The sequence below is a fragment of the Streptomyces sp. NBC_00568 genome (assembly GCF_026341855.1).
Classification (GTDB): Bacteria; Actinomycetota; Actinomycetes; order Streptomycetales; family Streptomycetaceae; genus Streptomyces.
This window is the reverse complement of sequence record NZ_JAPENW010000001.1, coordinates 1184412-1206107: the sequence shown is the minus strand read 5'-3', so window position 1 is coordinate 1206107 and position 21696 is coordinate 1184412. Positions and strand designations below refer to the sequence as shown.

At 72.7% G+C, this 21696-nt stretch carries 17 protein-coding genes; 9 read left to right on the top strand and 8 right to left on the bottom strand.

Annotated features, from left to right (window positions below):
* Nucleotides 1–58: 58 nt before the first annotated feature.
* Nucleotides 59–604 carry a hypothetical protein gene (locus tag OOK38_RS04965; protein WP_266763218.1) on the bottom strand — a complete coding sequence of 182 codons (546 nt, stop codon included), beginning with the start codon at nucleotides 602–604 and terminating at the stop codon, nucleotides 59–61.
* 427 nt (nucleotides 605–1031) lie between these two features.
* Between OOK38_RS04965 and OOK38_RS04960 the strand changes: the two genes are divergently transcribed.
* The 3 genes from OOK38_RS04960 (at nucleotide 1032) to OOK38_RS04950 (ending at nucleotide 4883) form a co-directional block, all read left to right on the top strand.
* Nucleotides 1032–1688, top strand: coding sequence for a response regulator transcription factor (locus OOK38_RS04960; RefSeq protein WP_266763219.1), 657 nt, complete (start codon nucleotides 1032–1034; stop codon nucleotides 1686–1688).
* Between the two features lie 233 nt (nucleotides 1689–1921).
* Nucleotides 1922–3610, top strand: coding sequence for an ATP-binding protein (locus OOK38_RS04955; RefSeq protein ID WP_266848152.1), 1689 nt, complete (start codon nucleotides 1922–1924; stop codon nucleotides 3608–3610).
* A gap of 82 nt (nucleotides 3611–3692) precedes the next feature.
* The gene (locus OOK38_RS04950) at nucleotides 3693–4883 is read left to right on the top strand and encodes a PotD/PotF family extracellular solute-binding protein (protein WP_266763221.1); all 1191 of its coding nucleotides are present in this window, start codon (nucleotides 3693–3695) and stop codon (nucleotides 4881–4883) included.
* A gap of 18 nt (nucleotides 4884–4901) precedes the next feature.
* Here the strand turns inward: OOK38_RS04950 and OOK38_RS04945 are convergent, their stop codons facing one another.
* Nucleotides 4902–5825, bottom strand: a complete 924-nt coding sequence (locus tag OOK38_RS04945; RefSeq protein WP_266765882.1) for a DMT family transporter — start codon at nucleotides 5823–5825, stop codon at nucleotides 4902–4904.
* Between the two features lie 194 nt (nucleotides 5826–6019).
* On the opposite strand from OOK38_RS04945, the gene OOK38_RS04940 reads away from it, so the two are divergent.
* The gene (locus OOK38_RS04940) at nucleotides 6020–6940 is read left to right on the top strand and encodes a LysR family transcriptional regulator (protein ID WP_266763285.1); all 921 of its coding nucleotides are present in this window, start codon (nucleotides 6020–6022) and stop codon (nucleotides 6938–6940) included.
* Between the two features lie 141 nt (nucleotides 6941–7081).
* Here the strand turns inward: OOK38_RS04940 and OOK38_RS34610 are convergent, their stop codons facing one another.
* The 4 genes from OOK38_RS34610 to OOK38_RS04925 all read right to left on the bottom strand — a co-directional run bounded on the left by OOK38_RS34610 (nucleotide 7082) and on the right by OOK38_RS04925 (nucleotide 16298).
* On the bottom strand, nucleotides 7082–7234 hold the full coding sequence (locus tag OOK38_RS34610) for an AfsA-related hotdog domain-containing protein (RefSeq protein ID WP_353962504.1): 153 nt from the start codon (nucleotides 7232–7234) through the stop codon (nucleotides 7082–7084).
* A 49-nt stretch (nucleotides 7235–7283) separates the two neighbouring features.
* Nucleotides 7284–10622 carry an AAA family ATPase gene (locus tag OOK38_RS04935; protein ID WP_266848150.1) on the bottom strand — a complete coding sequence of 1113 codons (3339 nt, stop codon included), beginning with the start codon at nucleotides 10620–10622 and terminating at the stop codon, nucleotides 7284–7286.
* A 148-nt stretch (nucleotides 10623–10770) separates the two neighbouring features.
* Complete coding sequence (locus tag OOK38_RS04930; RefSeq protein ID WP_266848148.1) at nucleotides 10771–13740, bottom strand: VCBS repeat-containing protein; 2970 nt, start codon at nucleotides 13738–13740, stop codon at nucleotides 10771–10773.
* The gene (locus tag OOK38_RS04925; protein ID WP_266763288.1) at nucleotides 13740–16298 is read right to left on the bottom strand and encodes a S8 family serine peptidase; all 2559 of its coding nucleotides are present in this window, start codon (nucleotides 16296–16298) and stop codon (nucleotides 13740–13742) included. The genes OOK38_RS04930 and OOK38_RS04925 overlap by 1 nt, the downstream gene beginning before the upstream one ends.
* Nucleotides 16299–16646: 348 nt before the next feature.
* On the opposite strand from OOK38_RS04925, the gene OOK38_RS04920 reads away from it, so the two are divergent.
* From OOK38_RS04920 to OOK38_RS04910, 3 genes are all read left to right on the top strand, one after another.
* On the top strand, nucleotides 16647–17015 hold the full coding sequence (locus OOK38_RS04920) for a Tat pathway signal sequence domain protein (protein WP_266763289.1): 369 nt from the start codon (nucleotides 16647–16649) through the stop codon (nucleotides 17013–17015).
* On the top strand, nucleotides 17012–17623 hold the full coding sequence (locus tag OOK38_RS04915; RefSeq protein ID WP_266763290.1) for a class F sortase: 612 nt from the start codon (nucleotides 17012–17014) through the stop codon (nucleotides 17621–17623). The genes OOK38_RS04920 and OOK38_RS04915 overlap by 4 nt, the downstream gene beginning before the upstream one ends.
* A gap of 176 nt (nucleotides 17624–17799) precedes the next feature.
* Complete coding sequence (locus OOK38_RS04910) at nucleotides 17800–18291, top strand: RNA polymerase sigma factor (protein ID WP_266763291.1); 492 nt, start codon at nucleotides 17800–17802, stop codon at nucleotides 18289–18291.
* A gap of 84 nt (nucleotides 18292–18375) precedes the next feature.
* On the opposite strand, the gene OOK38_RS34495 is transcribed toward OOK38_RS04910, so the two are convergent.
* A complete protein-coding gene (locus OOK38_RS34495; RefSeq protein ID WP_323178782.1) occupies nucleotides 18376–18828 on the bottom strand; it encodes a hypothetical protein in 453 nt (150 codons plus the stop codon).
* 128 nt (nucleotides 18829–18956) lie between these two features.
* Between OOK38_RS34495 and OOK38_RS04900 the strand changes: the two genes are divergently transcribed.
* Nucleotides 18957–20321, top strand: a complete 1365-nt coding sequence (locus OOK38_RS04900; protein WP_266763293.1) for an FAD-dependent oxidoreductase — start codon at nucleotides 18957–18959, stop codon at nucleotides 20319–20321.
* 63 nt (nucleotides 20322–20384) lie between these two features.
* Nucleotides 20385–20912 (top strand): hypothetical protein, encoded by a 528-nt coding sequence (locus OOK38_RS04895; protein WP_266763294.1) that lies wholly within the window; start codon nucleotides 20385–20387, stop codon nucleotides 20910–20912.
* A gap of 75 nt (nucleotides 20913–20987) precedes the next feature.
* Here OOK38_RS04895 and OOK38_RS04890 read toward each other — a convergent pair whose 3' ends face one another.
* Complete coding sequence (locus OOK38_RS04890; RefSeq protein ID WP_266763295.1) at nucleotides 20988–21671, bottom strand: glycerophosphodiester phosphodiesterase; 684 nt, start codon at nucleotides 21669–21671, stop codon at nucleotides 20988–20990.
* Nucleotides 21672–21696: the final 25 nt, after the last annotated feature.

Below are 21696 nucleotides of genomic sequence, written 5' to 3'. Positions count from 1 at the left end.
GTGGCCCCGGACGGGAGTTGATCCCGGCCGGGGCCACGGTGTTCCCCCCTGTGCGGGCTCAGGCGCTCTCGGTCACGCTGGAGAGCGTGGGTCCGTCGGGTACGCCCGCCTTCCCGTTCCCCTTCTCCGTGTGGAAGCCGGGCAGCTCGCCGGAGCCTCCGATGGAGCCGCCGACAGAGCCTCCGCCGGATCCGGTGCCGGGCTTGCCGGGCTTGCCCGGAACAGGCAGCGGAGGCAGACCGGCGCCCGACGAGAAGGTGATGCCGGCCTTCTTCAGGATCGGCGCGCACGCCTTCACGGCGGCGCGGTAGCTCTTCGACGTCGGGTCGAACCCGTTGCTCGCCTTCATCCTCACGTCGAACCGGATGTGGCCCTGCTTGTCCTTCGAGGCGTGGAACGCCGGGAAGACCTTCTGGCCGTGGCCGCGCATACACGCCGCGAACGCGTCGTTGGCGGTGTTCACGTCGCCGGGCGCGTGCGAGGTCGGCCGGTAACCGATGGCCGGCATGGCTCCTCCGGGCGGCAGACTGCCCTTCGGCGGCTCGCCGGTCGCGTGCTGCGTGAGCCGGGCGGACGCGGCGGTCCACGCCGTCGCCGTGGTCACGGTGGAACTGTCAGAGGCCGAAGCCGCCGACGCGCTGACGGTCCCGAGCGTGGCGGCCGAGATCAAGGCGCAGGCCAGGGCGAGTCGTTGTGGCCGAGTGGCCAGTGCACGCATGGGTTTCCTCCATGGGGCGGGCGGCGGTGCCGCCGGGTCGGATGCGTTGGCGCACGGTGGCGCACCGCCGCGCCGTCACATGTCGTGGCTCGACCGTCAGGGCGGGGTGCGTCGGTTCCGTGTTGTGCTCCAGCCAAGCCCGGGGGCGGTTACGGCACGGGAACGGCCGTCCTTATCGCGAACCGACGGCGAGCCGGAGGCGCACGCCGGGACGGCCGGGCCCGGCCGGGGCGCGCGGGCCCGGCCGGATGCGCGGGGTTCGCACAGGGGACGCTTATCCCCGTGTAACCGTCGGACCGCCACACTGACCGCCATGCGTGTGCTGGTGGTCGAGGACCATGAAGAGCTCGCCGAGACCGTGGCCGCCGGGCTGCGCCGCGAGGGCATGGCGGTCGATCTCGCGCTGGACGGGCCCACGGCGCTGGAACGCGCCGATGTCAACGGTTACGACGTCGTCGTGCTCGACCGCGATCTGCCCGGCGTCCACGGCGACCAGGTGTGCCGGACGCTGGCGGCGGGCGGCAGCCGGGCGAGGGTGCTGATGCTCACCGCGTCCGGCACGGTGGCCGACCGCGTCATGGGGCTCGGCCTCGGAGCCGACGACTATCTGCCCAAGCCGTTCGCCTTCGCCGAACTCGTCGCGCGTGTACGGGCATTGGCGCGGCGGGCGCAGCCCGCGCTGCCTCCTGTCCTGGTCCGCGGAGAGCTACGGCTCGACCCGGCGCGACGCCAGGCGACCCGGGGCGGTTCGGGGCTCGCCCTCAGTCCGAAGGAGTTCGCCGTGCTCGAACTCCTGCTGGCCGCGCAGGGCGCCGTGGTCTCCACCGAGGAACTCCTCGAGCGGGCCTGGGACGAGGCGGCCGACCCCTTCAGCCAGACCGTGAAGGTCACCGTCAGCCGCCTGCGCCGCAAACTGGGGGAGCCGCCGCTGATCGCGACGGTGGACCGGGCGGGGTATCGGATCGCATGACGGACCGGTCCGGCGGCCCGAACCGGCCGGCCCCGTACGGCGTGCCCCCGCGACCGGCCGCGCGGGGTATTCACCCGCGACCGGCGCCGGACGGTCACCGCTGGTGGCAGCCGCCGTCCCACGGCCGACGCCGGTGGCGGGTGCTCCTCGGGCACCGCCGGTGGCCGGGGCCACGGGACGGCCGTCGGCGAGCGGCCCCAGGCGGTCCGCGTCGGCCGCCGGCCCCGAACGGCGTGCGATGGCAGCTGGCCCCGCGCAGTATTCGCTGGCGGCTGACCCTGCTCTACAGCGCGCTGTTCATGCTGGCGGGGGCGGCCCTGCTCGGCTTCACCTACCTGCTCGCGTCACGGTCCAAGCCGTCGACGGCCGTCGGCTCGAGCGTGGGGCCGGGGCTGCCGGCGGGCAGCGGCTTCCCCAGCCCCGATCCGCCGACGCTGACGATGTACGCCGAGGCCCTGCGCGCCGATCAACTGCACCAGTTGCTGGTCGAGGCGGGCATCGCGCTCGCCGTGATGACGGTCGCCTCCGTGGCCCTCGGTCGGCTGATGGCCGGACGGGTCCTCGCGCCGCTGCGCACGATGACCGCCGCCGCCCGGCGTATCTCCGCCGACAACCTCCGGCAGCGGCTGGCGGTGCCGGGCCCCGAGGACGAGCTCAAGGCGATGGCGGACACCTTCGACGACGTACTGGGGCGACTGGAGGGCGCGTTCGAGGCGCAGAAGCAGTTCGTGGCCAACGCCTCCCACGAACTGCGCACTCCGCTCACGCTCCAGCAGGCGATCGTGGACGTCGCGCTCGCCGACCCCGGGGCGTCCGTGGAGAGTCTGCGGGCCGCGTGCCTTCGGGTGCGCGCGGCCGGACAGGAGCAGGCGCGGCTCATCGACGCCCTGCTGACACTCGCGCGCAGTCAACGGGGGCTTCAGCGGAGCGAGTTCGTCGACCTCGCGGAGGTGGTGCGGGGGCGGTTGCCGGACGGTGCGGTGGTGGCCGGCGGCTCCGCCGACGGCGAGGTGTCGTCCGGCGGGGTCGAGGGTGGTGAGGTGTCGTCCGGTGGGACCGGGAACGGTGAAATGCCGTGCGGTGGGGTCGAGGGTGGTGAGGTGTCGTTCGGTGGGACCGGGAACGGTGGGGTGTCGTGCGGTGGGACCGGGAACGGTGAAGTGGCGTCGTGTGGGACCGAGGACGGTGAGGTGCGGTCGCGTGGGGTCGAGGACGGCGGGGTTTCGTCCGGTGGGGTCGAGGACCGTGGGCCGCGGGTGCGGGCCGACCTCGGCTCCGCGCCCGTCCTGGGCGATCCGCAGCTGATCGAGCGGCTGGTCGTCAACCTCACGGACAACGCCGTACGGCACAACAGCCCGGAAAACGGGGAGAGCTGGGTTCGTCTGTGGACCGGGACGGAGGCGGGGCGGCCCGTGCTGCGGATCGACAACACCGGCCCGGTGATCCCGCGTGACCAGGTGGCCGGACTCTTCCAGCCGTTCCGGCGACTGGGCGCGGAACGGACCCACGCGCACCCGCGGCCCCGCTCGCGAGGGAAAGGCCACCAGCGGGACGGCCTGGGCCTCGGCCTGTCCATCGTCACGGCCGTCGCCACCGCTCACGGCGGCACGGTCGAGGCGTGGCCCCGCCCGCAGGGCGGCCTGACGGTGAGGGTCACGTTCCCGCCGTGCGCACCGCCCGTCTCCCGGCCGGGGCCGGCCGACGGGCACGCGCCTCGGCCGGGGCCGGCCGACGGGCACGCGCCTCGGCCGGGGCCGGCCGACGGACCCGCGTCCCGGCCGGGGCCGGTCGACGGTCCGGCGTCCCGTGTGCGGCCGGCCGACAGGAGTGCTCCCCGTACGCGGTCGGCCGACGGACCCGCTTCCTCCGCGAGCCCGGACGGCGCGCACACGCCCGGGGCCCTCGGAACGCCCGGGAACTGATCGACAGGGTGTCGGGTCGGCGGGCGAGCGCTCGACGCAGCGTCCATTGTCCGGACCCGGCGCCGGTAGGCATGCTTCGCGCGTGCCAGTGAATCGGAAGACCTCGCCCCTGTCCCGCCGGTCCCTGCTGCGCGCGCTGGGCGGCGGTGCGGCGCTCGGAGCCCTGGCGGGGTGCGGGGTGCCGGCGGCGTACGTGGGACCCGGCGACCGGGCCGGAGCCGACGTCTCCGCCACGGACAAGCGGCTGACCTGGGCGAACTGGCCGCTGTACATCGACACCGATGACGACGACACGACCAGCCGGCCGACGCTGGAGGCCTTCGAGAAGCGCACCGGGATCTCCGTCGACTACATCGAGGAGATCAACGACAACGACGAGTTCTTCGGCAAGATCAGCCCGTCCCTGATGAACCATCAGCGGACGGGCCGGGACCTCATCGTCATCAGCGACTGGATGTGCGCCCGTTTCGTCCGGCTCGGCTGGGTCCAGGAGATGGACCGGGCCAAGCAGCCGAACGTCACGAAGTACCTGGACCCACTGCTGAGTTCGCCCGCCTTCGACCCCGGCCGCAAGTCGTCGGTGCCCTGGCAGTCGGGGATCACCGGCATCGCGTACAACCGCCGCAAGGTCGGCCGCGAGATCAAGCACGTGTCCGACCTGTGGGCCGACGACCTCAAGGGCCGGGTCACGCTGCTCTCCGGCCTGGACGAGGCGTTCGCGCTGCTCATGCAGGGCAACGGGGTCGACATCACGAAGTGGCGGGCGGACGACTTCCACCAGGTGTGCGATCAGGTCGAGAAGCATGTGCGCAGCGGTCAGATCCGCCGCTTCACCGGCAACGACTACATCAAGGACCTCTCCAGTGGGGACGTCCTGGCCTGCCAGGCGTACTCGGGCGACGTGATCCAGCTCCAGGCCGACGATCCCGACATCCGTTTCGTCGTCCCGGAGGAGGGCGCCGAGTTGTGGGCCGAGTCGCTGATGATCCCCAACCTGGCCCGGCACAAGGCCAACGCGGAGAAGCTCGTCGACTACTACTACGAGCCCGAGGTCGCCGCCGAGCTGGCCGCCTGGGTCAACTACGTCTGTCCGGTGCCCGCCGCGCAGGACGTCCTCGCCTCCTCGAAGGACAAGGACACCGCCGCCCTGGCCGAGGACCCCCTGATCTTCCCCGACGCGACCATGCGCAAGCGCCTCGCGATCGCCCGCGACATCACCTCCACCGAACGCACGGAGTTCGCCAAGCGCTGGAACGCGATCGCGGGGCTGTGATCGGCGCTGTCGCTGACCTCAGCGGCGGGGACTCGCAGGGGAGGGCAGGCCCACGGCCGACTTCCCGGCGGCCGGAGCCGCAGGTGCGGTCGGTGCCGCGTTCCGCCGTGTCATCGCCACGCCCAGGAGGACCACGGCCATGCCCAGCACCACCCGGACGCTGAGGTGTTCGCCCAGGACGATCACGCCGAGGAGGACGGAGACCACCGGCAGCAGGTAGCCGACCACCGCCGCGCTGGTGGCGCCCTCGTCGTTGATGATCCGGTAGGTGAGGTGGAACGTGATCGCGGTGCAGAAGACGCTGAGAACGACGGCCGCGACCACGACGGTCGCACTGGGGTCGATCGACTGCAGGCCGCCGACCGGCATCGTGACGGCGGTCAGTCCGCTCGCGGCGACGAGCTGGGCCGCGGAGAGGGAGATGGTGGGGGTGCCCTTACGGACCAGGGTGCGACCCATGTACGTGAACGCGACGGCGTAGCTGGCCGCCGCGCCGAGGATGGCGAGGGCGCCCCAGCCGATGGCCCCGGTCGTCTGCCAGGGGGCGAAGATGACGATCGTGCCGGCGAAACCGAGCAGCAGGCCCGTCAGACGGACGGGGCGGAGTCCGCGTTCCGAGCCGAGGGCGAGACCGAGGGCGATCGACCAGATCGGGGTCGTGGAGTTCAGGACTCCGGCGAGACCCGAGTCGACGGTCTGCTGGCCCAGGCTGAACAGCGCGAACGGGAGCGCGTTGCAGAAGAAGGCCGCGACGACGATGTGGCGCCAGACGGTGACGCCCCGGGGCATGCTCCGGCCCGTCGCGTAGCAGGCGACGGTGAGGACGAGCGCGCCGAGGACACAGCGGATGAACGTGACCTGGAGCGGGGAGAGCCCGCGCAGCGCCAGTTCGATCCAGAGGAAGGTCGAGCCCCACAGCAGAGCGAGCACGGCCACCCGCATGCCGCCCCGCAGACTCCGTGTACCGCTGCTCACGATGGCTTTCCTCGATTCGGTCGATGTTTCGCTCGGTGGTCGGTCCGTGGTCGGTCCGCGGTCGGTCCAGCGGGCTCCCTCGGTCCCGGTCCTTCGAAGGTGCCCCAATCAAGCTTTGAGGACAAGCGAATGGTTCTACCCATTCTGTTAAGCTGCGCTACATGCTTGATGTGAGGCGACTGCAGGTCCTGCGCGCGGTGGTCACCAGCGGCACGGTCACCGCTGCCGCGGCCCACCTCGGCTACACGCCGTCCGCCGTCAGTCAGCAGGTGGCGGCGCTGGAGAAGCAGGCCGGCACGGCGCTGCTCGAACGGGTGGGCCGCGGGGTGCGGCCCACCGCCGCCGGCCTGCTGCTCACCGAGCACGCGGCCCTGATCGGCTCGGCGGTCGCCCAGGCGGAGACCGCCCTCGCCGACCTCCGCGCCGGACGCACCGGACGCTTGGCGGTCCGCTACTTCGCCACAGCGGGGTCCACGTTGGTGGCCCCCGCCCTGGCCCGGCTGCGCGCCGAGCACCCCGGCGTCCGCGTCGACCTTCAACTCACCGACCCGGAGGACCCGTTCCAGGAAGTGGCACGGGGCCGGGCCGACCTGGCCGTGGTCGTCCAGGCGAGCGACCGCGTCGGCGACGGCTTCCGGCTCGTCCACCTCCTCGACGACCCCTATGCCGCCGTGCTGCCTCTCGGTCATCCGCTCGCCGGCGAGGAGACCATCGACCTGAGCGCGCTGTCCGGCGAGCAGTGGGTCGGCAGCGAGCCGCCCGGGCCCTGCCTGGAACCGGTGATCGACTCCTGTGCGGCGGCCGGCTTCAGCCCCGACTTCGTCATCCAGAGCGAGGACTACGCCACCGCTCAGGGCTTTGTCGCGGCCGGCCTCGGTGTCGGCCTGATGCCGCGGCTGGGGCTGCGCAACCGGCACCCCGGCGTCGTCGTGCGCCCGGTCCGCAACCCCGAGCCGGTCCGGGTGATCTGGGCGGCCGCACGGGAGATCGCCTTCCAACAGCCCGCCCTGCGCGGTCTGCTGGACGCGCTGCGGGACGCGGCCACCACCGCCGACCCGCCCGATGGACCCGGGGCGGCCTGACCCCGTCCGGGGTGGCGCGGGCCCGCGGCAGGAGCGGCGGGGCAGATGTCAGGCGCGGTCGGCATGGCGGCGGAAACGGCGTCCGGAGTCACGAGGCCGGAGAAGATCTCCCGGTCGCTGCCGGTCGCTGCCGGGCGCTGATCAGGACCCGGCCAGGGCTGCCTGGCGCGCAGTCTCGCTGAGCGGGAGCGGGTCGTGCGGGCCCAGACGGCTGACGTGGAACGGGTCGGCGGCGGGCCATGCGGCCGTGGCTGTGAAGGTGTCGGGCCCGGTTCGCGTGTCGCGTCGGCTCAGGGGCTCTCACTCGACGGCTGCCACCGCGTCCGTGCCTCGGAGCGGACTGCTACGCCTCGCGCAGCAGAGCCCGTGCCCGTGCCGCCCGGCGGGCCCCGGCCGGATACGGCAGCACCCCGGCCAGTGACTCGGCCCGCTTCAGTTCCTCCACGCCCTCCCGGGTTCGCGCGAGCCGGGACAGGGACGTCCCGAGGGCGATCCGCGCCTCCACCTCGGCGAGCCGTTCCCCGGTGCGCTGGGTCCGGGCCACCTCGGTGCCGGCGATCCGCAGCGCGGCCTCGGCCCGCCCCGACAGGAGTTCCGCCCAGGCCACCAGCACGGGCGCGTCGTCGGTATGTCCGTCCAGGGCGTTCAGCGCCTCGTCCGGACGGCGGGCGTGCAGCGCGAGTTCGGCACGGGCCGTGCGTACCTCGTGCTCGGCCTGCCGGTCCCCGAGCGCGGTGGCGACCGCTTCGGCGCGGTCCAGGAGGGCCACGGCCTCCGCCGTCTCGTCCAGGAACACCCGCACGCGCGCCAGGGTCGTGAGGGCGTACGGAAGGCACCAGGCGTCGTACGCCTCCGCGCCCGACACGGCTTGTTCGGCGAGGGCGCGGGCAGGCTCGGGCTCTTCGAGCAGCAGCCGCAGTTCGGCGAGGTTCCCCCGCTCGAACGCGGCGGCCGTCGGATCACCGGACCGTTCGGCGAGGCCGAGCGCGCGGGTCCCGATCTCGACGGCCTCGCCCAACCGGCCGGCCCGCCGCGCGTTCTCGCGCAGCGTCGACAGGACCGAGCCGAGCAGCGTCGGATCCCCGTACGCCTCGGCCGGTGCCAGAGCCTGGTCGCCGGCTTCGCGTGCCTGGTCGAAGCGGCCGGCGAGTCCGAGGTTGGTGGCCCGGAGGGCGAAGGCGCGCGCCGCGAGCCCCTGCCCCCGCAGGCCCGGCACGTTCCGTGCGGCGGTCAGGGCGTGCCGGGCGGCCTCGGCGCCGGCCGCGTAGCGTCCTTGGACGCAGCGGATGAGGGACAGGGCGAGGAAGTGGACGGCGGCCGGTTCCGGTGAGGTCTCCGCGGTCACCGGGTGTTCCCGCAGCGCTCGGCGGCCGGATCCCGGGACGCTTGTCTTGACGAGGGTCTCGGCGAGCAGCGCCGCGGCGAGGACCGCGTCGTCGTGGTCGCCGCGCCGCTCGAACTCGGCCAGGGCGAGCCGCAGAGCGTCGGCCGCCTGCTCGAAGTGGCCCATTCTCCGCAGGACATGGGCGTGCGCGAGCCGGGCGCGGGCCGCGTCGACGTCCAGCCGGGCCACCAGGTCCCGGTAGTAGCGGTCGGCGGTGTCGTTGGCGTACAGGGCCGCGGCCCGTTCGGCCGCCCGGCGCAGGTACTCGGCCGCGCGCGGGTCATCGGCGCGCGCGAAATGGGAGGCGAGCGCGTCGACGGCATCGGGCCGGCGCCGCCGCACCGCCTGGGCGAACGCGGCGTGCAGCTGTCTGCGGCGGACCACGGCCAGCTGTTCGTAGCAGGTCAGCCGGACCAGCGGATGCCGGAAGGCCACCCCTTCCTCGGGCCGCCCGGCCACCACGACGTGCCGTTCCTCGACGAGCGAGGCCGCGATGGCCTGCTCCAGGGCATCGGCCGCCGCGGCGCCGGACACCGGTGGGTGCAGGCCGTGTTCGGCGACGTCGAGCAGCTCGGACAGCGCGGCGTCGCCCCCGGCCACGGAGAGCGCCTCGACGATGCGGCGTGCGTCCGGGGCGAGCCGTACGAGCCGATCGGCCACGAGTTCCCGTACGCCCTCGGGGGCGTGGTCGCCCGCGGCGCCGTCGGCCGGGCCGCGAGCGAGTTCGAGGGCGAACAGCGGGTTGCCGAGGGAGAGTTCCCACACGCGATGGATCCGGTGGTCGCCCGGCGCGTCCGCGGCCGCGTCGCGCACCACCGCCAGGCACGCCTCTTTGTCGAGCCGACCCAACTCCTGCCGTACGGCAAGGTGTTGGCGCAGCAGTGATGCCATGACCGACCGGCGCGTATCGCCGTCGGGGAGTTCTTCCTCCCGGTACGTCGCCAGGAATCGCAGCGCCGTCCCCCGCTCCGCGGCCCGTCGGGCCAGATGGCTGAGCAGTTGGTAGGAGCCCGCGTCGGCGGCGTGCAGATCGTCGAGGACCACCAGCACCGGGCGCACCGCGGCCAGGTCGCCGAGCAGCGCCGCGCTCGCCCGGAACAGCCGGTCCCGCTCCTCCTCGGGACTGCGCTCGCCGGTCGCTCCCACCTGCCCCAGCGACGGCAGGAACGAGGCCAGTTCGGGATATTCGGCGCCGACCCGGGCGCGCTCGGCCGCACTGTGCTCGGCGAGCCATCCCTCCAGCGCCTCCGCGAAGGCCCCGTACGGTGTGTGTCCCTCCGCGTCCCGGCCGCCGCCCCACAGCACGGCGGTACCGGCCGAGGTGGCCCGCCGTGCCACCTCGCCGACCAGCCGGGTCTTGCCCACGCCCGCCTCGCCGGTGAGGAGCGTGACCGGCGGGCCGTCCGCCGAGAGGAGCCGTTCGAGCACGGCGTCGCGGCCCCGCAGCACGGGCGCGCCGCGGCCGGTCCGCAGCGGGGCCGGGAGCAGGGGCGTGGCGGGGACGGGGGCGGGGGCCGCGGCCAGCGCGAGCCGGTGCAGCCGCTCCGTCTCCGGCCCCGGCCGCACGCCGAGTTCGGTGTCGAGCGTGTCGCGGCACACGTGGTACTGGTGCACGGCTCGCCGGCGCAGCCCCTGGCGCAGCCAGGCGTCGATGAGGAAGCGGTGGGCCATCTCCTCGGCTGGGCTGGCCGCGAGGACCTGCTCGGCGAAGGCGGCCGCGTCGGCCGGGGCACCCCGTTCCAGGTGCTCGCCGGCGAGCCGGAGCAGCAGTTGTTCGCGCAGCAGCGTGAGCCGGGCGCGCCGGTCGTCGGCCCAGCGCGCGTAGCGGTCCTCCGGGAGCATCTCACCGGTGAACCGTTCGAGGGCTCCGGTCAGTTCGTCGATCCCGCCGTCGGCGAGGGCCGCGCGGGCCGACGTCTCGGCCTCGTCGGCGTCGATCCACACGGTCGCGGGGTCGAAGCGGAGGAGCCCTCCGTCGGAGATGAGGTACGAGGAGGAGGCACGCGGGGCGAGTTCGGGTTCGAGGGCGTGGCGCGCGGCGTGCAGGGCGACCCGCAGACTGCCCGCGGCGGCCTGCGGATCGGCGTCGGGCCAGCAGACGCTCATCGCCTGTTCGCGGTGCAGACGGTGCGCGGGCGACACGGCGAGGAGTTTGACCAGGGCCCGGGCGCTGGGCCGGGGCCACCGTTCGGCGAGTGCGGGGCCGCCGTCCCGGGTGGCCCGAAAACCGTTGAAAAGGTGCAGCCGGAGCAGGGGGGCGGACGGGGTCGTGCGGTGGGGCGGCTGCTGCGGACTCATCAGGGCGCCACTGTAGCCGAGCGTGCCGAGGCCCCCCCGGGCGTGTCCCGGGGGGTCCTCGGTCGAGCCGAACCGAGCCGAACCGAACCGATCCGGCAGGTTCAGGTCCGGTCAGGCTCAGGTCAGGTCAAGCAGGTTCCGTACGACCTCAGGAGAGCTTGTACGTGGTGACCTGGTGGATGGCGTTGTTCGGCAGGTAGTAGCGGCCGCCGAACTCCTCGGCCATCCGGTCGACGCCGTTGTAGTCGCCCGTGAGCGAGAGCGCCTCGTCGACCCCGTCGCCGTCCAGGTCGGCGGCCAGGTAGTCGCGCGCGCCCATGAGGGTCGCGCTGCCGACGCCGTTCGCCCAGGTGTCGGCGGACTCGAAGATGCTCGGGTCCCACAGGTAGAGGCCGCCCTCGACACCGGCGACCAGCAGCTTGCGGCCGCCGGGACCGGTCAGGAAGCCGCCGCCGTAGGACTGCGGCAGCACCCCGGCCTTGGAGTCCACGCCGTCGGCCTCGTACCGCCGGAACGACGCCGTGCCTCCCTCGTACAGCACACCCTTGTCGGCGAAGTAGCTGAAGTGCGTCCACAGGCCGCCCGCGTAGCCGGAGTGCAGCACCTCACCGGTGCGGCCGTCGCGGATCTCGAAGTAGTTCCGCGGGCTGAGGGATTCGGCGCCGTTGATCTCGAGCGGGGCGGTGACGTTCCACTGGTAGACGACCGCGTGTCCGTCCGCGTACGGGATGTCCTCGGACGCGAGGACGCCGTCGTTCGGGGTGGCGGTGCGGACGCCGCCGACCGCCTCCGCCGGTGCCTTCGGCGCGACGTCCCAGCGGACCTTGCCGTTCCTGGCGCCGAGCGCGACGGCGTCGGTCACGGCGTCGGTCCGCTGGTACGCGTCGAGACTGGCGTAGGCCGCGTAGACCTTGCCGTCGTTCACGGACGGGTCGGTGAAGCGCACGTCGCCGGCGCTCTTGGGCGCGCTGTACGTCCACAGCGCGTGGCCGTCGCCGTAGTAGGCGCGCAGGGCGTCGGTCGGGACGAGGATGTCCAGCTCGCCGTCCCCGTTCAGGTCGGCCAGCTTCGCGGAGCGCACGTACTGGCCCGCGCCGCCCTCGATGGTGGCGAGGGTCCTGCCCGTCCTGCCGTCGAGGACGACCACGGCGGTGTCGGCCGCGACGACGATCTCCGGCCTGCCGTCGCCGTCGACGTCACCGGTCTCGATGTCGTGCACCGAGCCGGGCACGGTGGCCTGCCACAGCTTCTCGGGCTTGCCGCCCACCAGCGACGGACCCGAGTAGGCCCACACGCCGTCGGACGAGCCGGCCATGACGACGTCGTTCCTGCCGTCCTTGTCCAGGTCGGCGGCCCGGGCGTACGCGATGTCGCCCATCAGCGGCGTCACGTCCTCGGCCTTGCCGCTGCCGAGCTTGAACGTGCGGATGTTCTCCGCCTGGTCGACGACCCGCACGTGTGTGCCCCGGTCGTCGCTGAAGACGTCCTGGTACATCGGGGCGGCGGCGACGCCCTTCTGCTGCCACTTGATGTCGCCCTTGGCGGAGTAGACCGTCAGAGACGCGTACCGTCCGCCGCCGGGGTTGTTCGCCCCGTTGATCTCGCGGTCGTCCTGGGCGGAGGTGACCAGCTTGCCGTCGGCCACCTGCAGCCGCCAGACGCTCGCCGCGTCCTTGCCGTTGTCGGCGTCACGCTTGACCGTGCTCGACCACAGAAGGGTGTCCGGGTCGGTGCCGTCGAGCACGCGCACGGTGCTGGCGTTGACCCAGTAGCCCTCGTCGAGCGAGGACTCCGCGACCGCGTACTCGGCGCCGTCCTTCGCGGTCAGGTCACCGACCGTCAGCGCGGTGGGCAGGACGTTGTCCCGGGTCTCCAGCGTGGCGCGGTGACCGGTTTTCAGATCGTAGGAGGCGACCTCGTAGCGCACGGCGTCCGTCGCGTCCTGCTGCTCCAGCGCGACGATCCGCTCGCGGCCCGCGTCCAGGCGCAGCTGACGGCCGTAGAGCACGCTGTCGGTCTGCCAGTCCACCGAGCCGTCCGCCGTGTCGAGCACGAGGGTGCGGCCGCGCGCGTCGACACCGGTGGCCTTGGCCAGGTTCCAGTTGATGGCGACCTTGCCCTTGCCCAGGTCCTGGATGTCGCCCCAGTTGCCCTTGCGGGCCTCCCCGGTGTCGTACGTCCAGGTCTGCGCCGGGGTCAGCACGCCGTCCGCGGAGGAGAAGCGGATGCCGGTCAGGGTCATCGTGGCGGCGGCCGGGACCTTGGAGTCGCCGCTCATGCGCGGCGCGTCGGCGACCAGCAGGGTGCCGTCGACGATTTTCACCATGGAGGCGCGGTTGTACAGCTTCGACCACACCGTCCTGCCGGTCTTGCCGTCGAGGACGGTGACGAACGTGCCCGTGGTCAGCGACGAGCCCGGCGAGGTGAACGGACGCGGGTACGGCGTCGTGCCGACCTGCGCCGAGAAGACCACGTCCGGGACGCCGTCGCCGGTCAGGTCCCCGGTGGAGTAGCCGTTGTCCGAGTTGGCGGAGAACGGCGAGACCGCGTTGTAGCCCATCAGGATCTGCGCCGGGTACGGCTCGGCCCGCCAGACCTGGGTCGGCTTGACCTGCCAGTCCGTGTAGAAGGAGCTGCTGGTGCGCGCCCACACCTCACTGCCCTCGGCCGTGTGCCGCTGCACATAGCCCATGCTGTTGAAGGTGAAGTAGTCGCCGTTCTTGCCGACGGGCACGGTGGCGCCCATACCGCGCACGCCTTCCAGCGTGGAGGCACCGGTGAGCGTGACCTTGGTGGTCGGGTCGACGTCGGCGGAGGCGCCGTCGAGCTGGGAGCTGCTGCCGGTGTCCGTGCCGGAGCCGGAGCCGGTGTCCGTGCCGTCGTCGGCGGGCTTCGGGGCGTCGGCGGACTTCGGGCTGACCGTGCTCGTGCCGGTGGCGTCGGCGTACGGGTCGAGGCCGACGTGGGCGGCCAGCGTCTCGGCCTCGGCGCTGGTCAGCTTCATGGCCGAGCCGCTGTCGTCGGCGGCCAGGGCCTGCGGGCTCGCGCTCAGGCACAGGCCCGCCGCGACCAGGGCGGAGGCGAGCCGCAGGGCCCGCCGGGACTGGGGGGCTCTCATCACTTGGCTCCCTGCGCGAAGCGGACGGCGGTGCCGTCGGCGATCACGGACTGGTTGTAGGAGTACTGGAGGGCGTCGGTGCCGGACTGGTTCGCGATGCCGACGGTGGCGCCCGCGCCCTTGTCGGCGACCGACTGGTACTGGACGGTCACGGCGCCGGTCGCCTCGTCGAAGACGACCTCGAAGGAGGAGCGTCCCGAAGTGCCGTTGGCGTAGGCGGCGTTGTTCCAGACGACGGCGAACGTGCGGCTGCCCTTGGTGCCGGTCGTGGCGGTCTGCACCGACGACTTCTTGTCGAGGGTCAGGTCGTCCCACAGCGGGGCGATGACACCCTTCACGCCGTTCGCGCCGGTCGTCGGCAGCGCGGTGTTGCCGTAGTCGCCGACGCGCGAGGACAGGAAGTTGACCAGGCCGTCGGTGGTGACGGAGGCGGAGGAGTACGAGACCCCGTACAGGCTCACCGGGAAGGGCAGCGCGACGCTCGCGGAGTCCTCGTCACCGGTCAGCGCGACCTTCTTGGAGCCGGCGATCCAGGAGTACGCGGCCGGGGCGCAGCTGTTGCCGGAGCTGTCGGTGCGGGCCGGGACCCGGACGTCCTTGGCCAGGTCGGCGGAGGCGACGGTGGCGGTGCCGGTGTAGACGCCGTTGCACAGGACGGGCGCCGCGGGCTTCACCGTCAGGCCGTAGGTGCCCTCGGCGACCTTCGCGAAGCTGTACGTGCCCTTGGCGTCGGTGGTGACGGCGGCGACCGGGGAGCCGGTCAACTCGACCGTGGCGCCCGCGAGCGCCTTTCCGGAGACGTCGAGCACGGTGCCGCCGACCTTGTGCGAGGCCACCGCGGTCAGCGCGATGTCCTGGGTGAGGGCCTGGTTCTCGGTGACCGTGACGCCGGTGGCCGAGCCGGTCGCGTAGCCGTAACCGCTGTACGCGAAGGCGTACGTGCCGGCCGGCAGGGCGATGCGGTACGTGCCGTCGGCGGCGGTGGTGACCGTGCGGACGTCGCCGCCGGTACCGGTGGCCGAGACGGTGATGTTGGCGAGGGCCGCGCCGGTCGCCTTGTCGGTGGCCTTGCCGGTGACGGTGGCCGCGGTGTGCGGGGCCAGGTCCACGGAGGCGAGGATGTCGAGCTTGCCCTCGCCCCACACGTTGTTCATGCCGGCGGTGCCGCCGCAGTGGGTGTCGTCGACGTCGCGTGCGCCCTGGTCGAGCAGCGCACGGGTCTCGTCGATCCTGCCGATCAGCGAGGGGGCCGCCGACCACAGCAGCGCGACGGCGCCCGCGACGTGCGGTGTCGCCATCGACGTACCGGATATGGAGTTGTACGACGAACCGGGCCACGTGGACCGGACGTTGACGCCCGGCGCCGAGATGTTCGGCTTCATCGAGCCGTCGACCAGAGACGGGCCGAAGCCGGAGAACGAGGCGATCGTGCCGGCGGAGTCGTAGGCGCCGACTCCGTAGGACGGGGCCTGCGAGCCGGGGGCGTGCGCGGTGGAGCAGGTCTTGCCGTCACCATCGTTGCCGGCCGCGAACGCCTCGAAGATCCCGGCGGCGTTCCAGGCCTCGACGATGTCCTGGTAGAACGTCGTGTCGCCGCCGCCCCAGGAGTTGTTGACGATGTTCGGCGCGAGGTCCGGGCGCGGGTTCTGGCCGTTGTGGTCGGTCGGCGCGAGGATCCACTGTCCGGCCGCGAGCAGCGACGCGTCCGAGCAGGAGGAGGACTCGCAGCCCTTGGCGGCTATCCACTTGGCGTTCGGCGCGACACCGATGCCGTTCTTGCCGACCATCGTGCCCATCGTGTGGGTGCCGTGGCCGTTGTTGTCGCAGGGGACGCCGCCGGCGCCGCACTGGCCGGTCGGGTCGTACCAGTTGTAGTCGTGCGTGAAGGAGCCGTCGCCGTTGTTGCCGCGGTACTGGGCGACCAGGTCGGGGTGGTTGTACTGCACGCCCGAGTCGACGTTGGCGATGACGATGCCCTCGCCGCGGTCGTCGTACTGCTTCCACACGTCGTCGGCGCCGATGTCGGTGACACCCCATTCGGGGGTGTCGTCTCCGCCGGCCGAGGAGTCCGTGCGCGACGTGGTGATCTTGCTGTCGGCCGTCTCGATGTCATCGAGCTTGTAGTGGTGCTCCTTGACGATGGACGCGACGTCCGAACGCTTCGCCAGCTCGTTCACGAGGTCCTGGTCACCGGTGACCTGGATCGCGTTCGCGATCCAGTAGTCCTGGTGGCCGATCCTCTTCTTGTCCAGGAAGGACGTGAGGGAGGCCTGGCTGTCCGCGGCGTTCGCGCGCAGCACCTTGAAGGCGGCCCTGGCCCTCGCGGCGTGCGTCTTCTGCTTCTTGGCGCCGGACAGGTCCGCCTGGTCCTTCAGGACGACGAAGAACGTCGCGTCACCGCCCTTGGCCACGGCGGCGGTGAGCGTGGAGTCGACCTCGGCCGACGGGGCGGTGCCGGCGGCGAGCGCGGGTGTCGACGCGGTCAGCAGGGCGGTCGCGGTGAAGGCGGCCGCCGCCCAGACGGCGCGTCTGCGCCGGGGCGGTTGGGGCAGGTGCATCTGGGGTGCTCCTCCAGGAACGGTACGGGGGAGCTCGGACGCTAGGCAGACGCCGTTACTCGGGCATTACAGGGTTCGGCCCGGCCGTACAACGGCCCGCTTTCCAGGGCGAAATAGGTCACGTGCTCCCATACGGTCGCGTCAACACCGCAGGCGAACGGGGGAGATTGGCACCAGGACGGACGCGGACGGCCGCCGGTGCGGCCGAGTTCCCGCACGGCGCGGCTTCCGCACCGCGGCTTTGCCGTCTCTTTACAACCCCGTCCGTCGCCGCCTCGTCTCTCCGCTCGATCCGTAACGCAGCCCGCCGTGCCAACGGGCGGGCGGACCGACGAAAGAGAGCGACTCATGCGCCGAACCGTCTTCAGTGCCACGGCACTCGCGTGCACCGCCGTGCTGGTGGGCACGGTGCCCGCGTTCGCCGACGGGACGTCCCCGAGCCCCACGAGCCGTCCGAGTGTCACGGCCGCGCCGGCCCCGGCGAGCTCCGCCGCGACCCGCACGCCCACCGCCGCCCCGAGCGCCGTACCGACGCGGGTGCCGTCCCCGGGGCAGGTCTCCGTGCGGCCGAGCGGAGCGCCCGACACCGGTGTGGCGCCGACGGCGGCGAACTCCGCCGGGCAGGGCGGGCTGATCGGCGGGAGTGCCGCGGCGGTGTTCGCCGTCGGAGGCGCGGCGGTTCTCGTCGTACGCCGCCGGCGGGCGACCGGGGCATGACGCCCTTCTCCAGGCGCGCGTTCGTCACCGCGGCGGCGGCCGGGCTGCTCGTCGGGTGCGGCGGCCACCCGGCCGGCCGGGGCGCGACCGCGCGGTCCGGGAGCACGCCGCCGGCTTCGCCTTCCGTCGCGAAGCCGGCGCATCCACGGGGGCGTTCGGTCCCGGTCCGGCTCCGGATACCGGCCATCGGGGTCGACACCCCGGTCATGCGGCTCGGGCTGGCCCCGGACGGCAGCGTGCAGGTGCCCCCGATCGCGGCCCACGACCGGGCCGGCTGGTACCGGCACTCGCCGACCCCGGGGCAGACCGGTCCGTCGGTGATCCTCGGTCATGTCACGGTCGGCGCGTACGGGGACGGCGTCTTCCGTCACCTCGCGCGCCTGCGCCTCGGGGACCGGATCGTGGTGCGCCTGGAGAACGGCGGGTCGGCGGAGTTCGCCGTCGGCGCCGTACGCACGGTCGCCAAGGCCGACTTCCCGGCCGACGCGGTCTACGGCGACGTGGACCGCCCGGAGCTGCGGCTCATCACCTGCGGCGGTGCCCGTTCCGGAGGCGGCTACCTCGACAACGTGATCGTGTTCGCGGCGCTGAGCTCCGCGAGCCCCTGACGCGCGGCCGGCGGGGCGCCGGGCGCCGGGCGGCCGGTCCGCCCGCGCGACCGCCGCGTTCCCCGTCGCAGCCTCCGGGTCCCCCGCGGACGCGGAGGCGGGATCCTGGGCCGATGGACCGTACGCCCGCGGCCCGGGATCCTTCCCTTCGAGTCCTGTCACGACCATGGAGAGTGTTGAAAGGGTCCCGTGAGAAGGCGGCGTCCGAGCTGTTCGCCGCCCTCTATCCGCGCCTCGCCGGCTGGTGCCGCCGTCTCGTCGACGACGACGAGACGGCCCACGAGATCGCCTCGGAGGCGTTCACCCGGCTCTGGGCCCGCTGGACCTCCGTGGCCGAGCCGCGGGGGTTCCTCTACGTCACCGCGGCCAACCTCGTCCGGGACCACTGGCGCAAGCTGGAGCGGGAGCGACGGGCCGTGCACCGGGCGACCGCCGAGGCCGCCGTCCGCCCGCGGAACGAACAGGCCGATCCGTCGGTACGTCTGCTCGTGCAGTCGCTGCCCGAACGGCTGCGCGTCCCGATCCTGCTGCACTACTACGCTGACATGCCGATCCGGGAGGTGTCCGTGCTGACCGGGCGCAAGGAAGGCACCGTCAAGGCCGATCTCCACGCGGCCCGCGAACTGCTCCGCGCCCACCTGAGGAGAAGTCTTGATCACACACTCTGACGATGGTCCGGACTTCGACGCGGAGGACCCGCTCGCCGTCATCATGCGGCCCCCCTCCGACTACCTGGGTCCACCGCCCGGCCGCTACGAGGCGATCCGCCGGGGTGCCGCCCGCCGCCGGCTGCTGCGTGCCGCGGCCGGAGCCGGCCTGGCCTGTGCCGTCGGTGCCCTGGTCGCGCTGCCGCTCCGGTCGGCGGCACCGGAGTCGCCCGTGTCCCCGGTGGTTCCGCTGGCCCCGCCGTCCGCGAGCAGTCCGTCGGCCGAGCCCACGCCGTCGGTGTCGCCCGGGCGCGTCAGCCCCCGCCCCAGCGCGCCCCGCGGCTCCGACCGGACCTCGGCCCCGAGCACCGCGCCCGGCTCCGCCGGGTCGACCCGCTCGCCCACGCGCACCGGGCCGCCGTCGGCGACGCCCACCTCCGCGTCCGTCGAGCCGTCCGCCGTCCGGACCGGGGCGAACCCCACCCCTTCGAGGGCGGTCCAGCGGTAGGCGGGTGGAGCGGGCGGCAAGGCCTCCGGCCGGTTTTTCCGGCCACCCATAAAGCGGACCTTGATCACCCATAAGTCAGCCTTATGAGGTCATAGCCCCGACCCGCCTACTGACTTAGGTTTGCCTCAGTTTAGGCTTCCCGTCGAGTCCTCTGCCCCTGCTCGAAGGGAATCTGATCATGCCTCGCCCTCTGCGGGTAGCCATTGTCGGAGCCGGCCCCGCCGGAATCTACGCCGCCGACGCGCTGCTGAAATCCGCAGTGGCCGTCGAGCCCGGTGTCTCCATCGACCTGTTCGAGCGGATGCCGGCCCCGTTCGGTCTCATCCGGTACGGCGTCGCCCCCGATCATCCCCGGATCAAGGGCATCATCACCGCCCTGCACCAGGTGCTCGACAAGCCGCAGATCCGCCTCTTCGGCAACGTCGACTACCCGAGGGACATCAACCTCGACGATCTGCGCGCCTTCTACGACGCGGTGATCTTCTCCACGGGCGCCACGGCCGACCGGGCCCTCGACATTCCCGGCATCGAACTCGACGGCTCGTACGGCGCGGCGGACTTCGTCTCCTGGTACGACGGTCACCCGGACGTCCCGCGCACCTGGCCGCTGGAGGCGGAGAAGGTCGCCGTCCTCGGTGTCGGCAATGTGGCGCTGGACGTGGCCCGCATCCTCGCCAAGACCGCGGACGAGCTGCTGCCCACCGAGATCCCGCCGAACGTCCACGAGGGCCTCAAGGCCAACAAGGCGCTCGAGGTCCATGTCTTCGGCCGCCGCGGTCCGGCGCAGGCGAAGTTCAGCCCGATGGAGCTGCGCGAGCTGGACCACTCGCCGAACATCGAGGTCATCGTCGACCCCGAGGACATCGACTACGACGAGGGTTCGATCGCCACCCGGCGCGGCAACAAGCAGGCCGACATGGTCGCCAAGACCCTGGAGAACTGGGCCATCCGCGACGCGGGCGACCGCCCGCACAAGCTGTTCCTGCACTTCTTCGAGTCGCCGACCGAGATCCTCGGCGAGAACGGCGAGGTCGTCGGCCTGCGCACCGAGCGCACCGCCCTCGACGGCACCGGGAACGTCAAGGGCACCGGCGAGTTCAAGGACTGGGACGTCACCGCGGTCTACCGCGCCGTGGGCTACCTCTCCGACAGCCTGCCCAAGCTGCCCTGGGACGTCGACTCGGGCACGGTGCCGGACGCGGCCGGCCGTGTGCTGGAGGACTCCGGCGAGCACCTGCGGTCCACGTATGTCACCGGCTGGATCCGGCGTGGTCCCATCGGTCTGATCGGTCACACCAAGGGCGACGCCAACGAGACGGTCGCCAGCCTGCTCGACGACCACGCCAACGGCCGTCTGCTCGCCCCCTCTTCGCCCGAGCCGGCCGCCGTGGACGCCTTCCTCGGCGAGCGGGACGTGCGCTTCACCACGTGGGACGGCTGGTACCGGCTGGACGCCGCGGAGAAGGCGCTGGGCGAACCGCAGGGCCGCGAGCGCGTGAAGATCGTCGAGCGCGAGGACATGCTGCGCGAGAGCGGCGCCTGAGTCGTCGGAGCCCCGGGCGGGGGCGGTTTTGAACACGTTCAAGTCGGGGCGTACGCTCCAGGCATGAGCGACAGAGCCGCCCTGCTCAAGGGCATCCGTGCGTGGCTTGTCTTTTTCGTCGTCAGCCTGGTGCTCAGTGGCGCCACGGCCTTCCCGCTGGTGCACGAACTCCACTGGACCGAGGACCTGTTGCGGTCCCTGTCCGTGCCGGAGCACCTGCCCGCCCTGATGGACTGGATCGTGCGGGTGCGGCACGGCCTCGACGACGCCGACTCCCAGTACCCGTTCCTGCTCTACGGAACGGACTGGCTGGCGTTCGCCCACCTGGTGATCGCGGTCGCCTTCTACGGTCCGTACCGCGATCCGGTCCGCAACATCTGGGTCGTCGAGTTCGGGATGATCGCCTGTGCCGGCATCGTCCCGCTGGCCCTGATCTGCGGACCGATCCGCGGAATTCCCTTCTGGTGGACGGTCGTCGACATGTCCTTCGGGATCTTCGGGGTGATCCCCCTGTACGTCGTACGGAAGAGGATCAAGCGTCTGGAGGCGCTCACCCCGGACCGGGCGGGCGCTCCGGCGCCCGCTGTCTGAGCGCGGTCGGCGCGAACTCCGGTCCTTTCGCCATCGCCATCGCCGTCGCCTGCGCGGGCCTGTCCGTCCTCCGGCTCAGTCCCTGCGCAGGGCGGTCAGCGCGTCGATGCGGTTGGTCGTGATCGAGTCGACCCCCATGTCGAGCAGCCGGCGCATCGAGCGACGGGTGTCCGGGGTCCACGCGGAGAGCAGGTGGCCGTCGCGGTGGACGCGGGCCGCGAGATCCCGGTTCACCAGACTGAAGCGGTAGTTGAGCCAGCGCGGCCGTACGGCGTCGAGCAGCGCCGGGCGCGGCGGTGCCAGGGTCGTCCAGGTCAGCGCGATCTCCGCGGACGGGTCGACGGCCCGCACCGCGAGCATGGCGGGTGCCGCGGCGCAGTAGTACACACGCTCCTCCGCCCCGCACGCCCGCACCACGTCCACGACCTCGCGTACGGCCCCCGCGTCCACCGGTCCCGGCAGATCGACCATGACCCGTGTGTCGCCGGTCGCCCCCAGGGCCTCCGCCAGCGTCGGCACCCCGCCCGCCGTGAGCCCGCGCACCTCGTCCCAGGAGAGCGAGCCCAGCGGCCGGTCGTGGTCCCACAGGCGCTTGAGCGTCTCGTCGTGCAGCAGTACGGGTACGCGGTCGCGGGTCAGCCGTACGTCGATCTCGACGGCGTCCGCGCCCTGGTGGAGCGCGGAACGCAACGAGTCGATGGTGTTCTCGCGGGCGCGGTAGGGGTCGCCGCGGTGGGCGACTGCGGTCACGGTGCGCATGTGCCCATTGTGCTGGGTGGGATGT

Excerpts from the sequence above, each read along its gene's own strand:
- OOK38_RS04925 (WP_266763288.1), bottom strand. The coding sequence starts at position 16,298 with ATGCACCTGCCCCAACCGCCCCGGCGCAGACGCGCCGTCTGGGCGGCG.
- OOK38_RS34495 (WP_323178782.1), bottom strand. The coding sequence starts at position 18,828 with ATGGGTGGCCGGAAAAACCGGCCGGAGGCCTTGCCGCCCGCTCCACCC.
- OOK38_RS04945 (WP_266765882.1), bottom strand. The coding sequence starts at position 5,825 with ATGCGGGTGGCCGTGCTCGCTCTGCTGTGGGGCTCGACCTTCCTCTGG.
- OOK38_RS04900 (WP_266763293.1), top strand. The coding sequence starts at position 18,957 with ATGCCTCGCCCTCTGCGGGTAGCCATTGTCGGAGCCGGCCCCGCCGGA.
- OOK38_RS04915 (WP_266763290.1), top strand. The coding sequence starts at position 17,012 with ATGACGCCCTTCTCCAGGCGCGCGTTCGTCACCGCGGCGGCGGCCGGG.
- OOK38_RS04935 (WP_266848150.1), bottom strand. The coding sequence starts at position 10,622 with ATGAGTCCGCAGCAGCCGCCCCACCGCACGACCCCGTCCGCCCCCCTG.
- OOK38_RS04895 (WP_266763294.1), top strand. The coding sequence starts at position 20,385 with ATGAGCGACAGAGCCGCCCTGCTCAAGGGCATCCGTGCGTGGCTTGTC.
- OOK38_RS04940 (WP_266763285.1), top strand. The coding sequence starts at position 6,020 with ATGCTTGATGTGAGGCGACTGCAGGTCCTGCGCGCGGTGGTCACCAGC.
- OOK38_RS04930 (WP_266848148.1), bottom strand. The coding sequence starts at position 13,740 with ATGAGAGCCCCCCAGTCCCGGCGGGCCCTGCGGCTCGCCTCCGCCCTG.
- OOK38_RS04890 (WP_266763295.1), bottom strand. The coding sequence starts at position 21,671 with ATGCGCACCGTGACCGCAGTCGCCCACCGCGGCGACCCCTACCGCGCC.
- OOK38_RS04960 (WP_266763219.1), top strand. The coding sequence starts at position 1,032 with ATGCGTGTGCTGGTGGTCGAGGACCATGAAGAGCTCGCCGAGACCGTG.
- OOK38_RS04920 (WP_266763289.1), top strand. The coding sequence starts at position 16,647 with ATGCGCCGAACCGTCTTCAGTGCCACGGCACTCGCGTGCACCGCCGTG.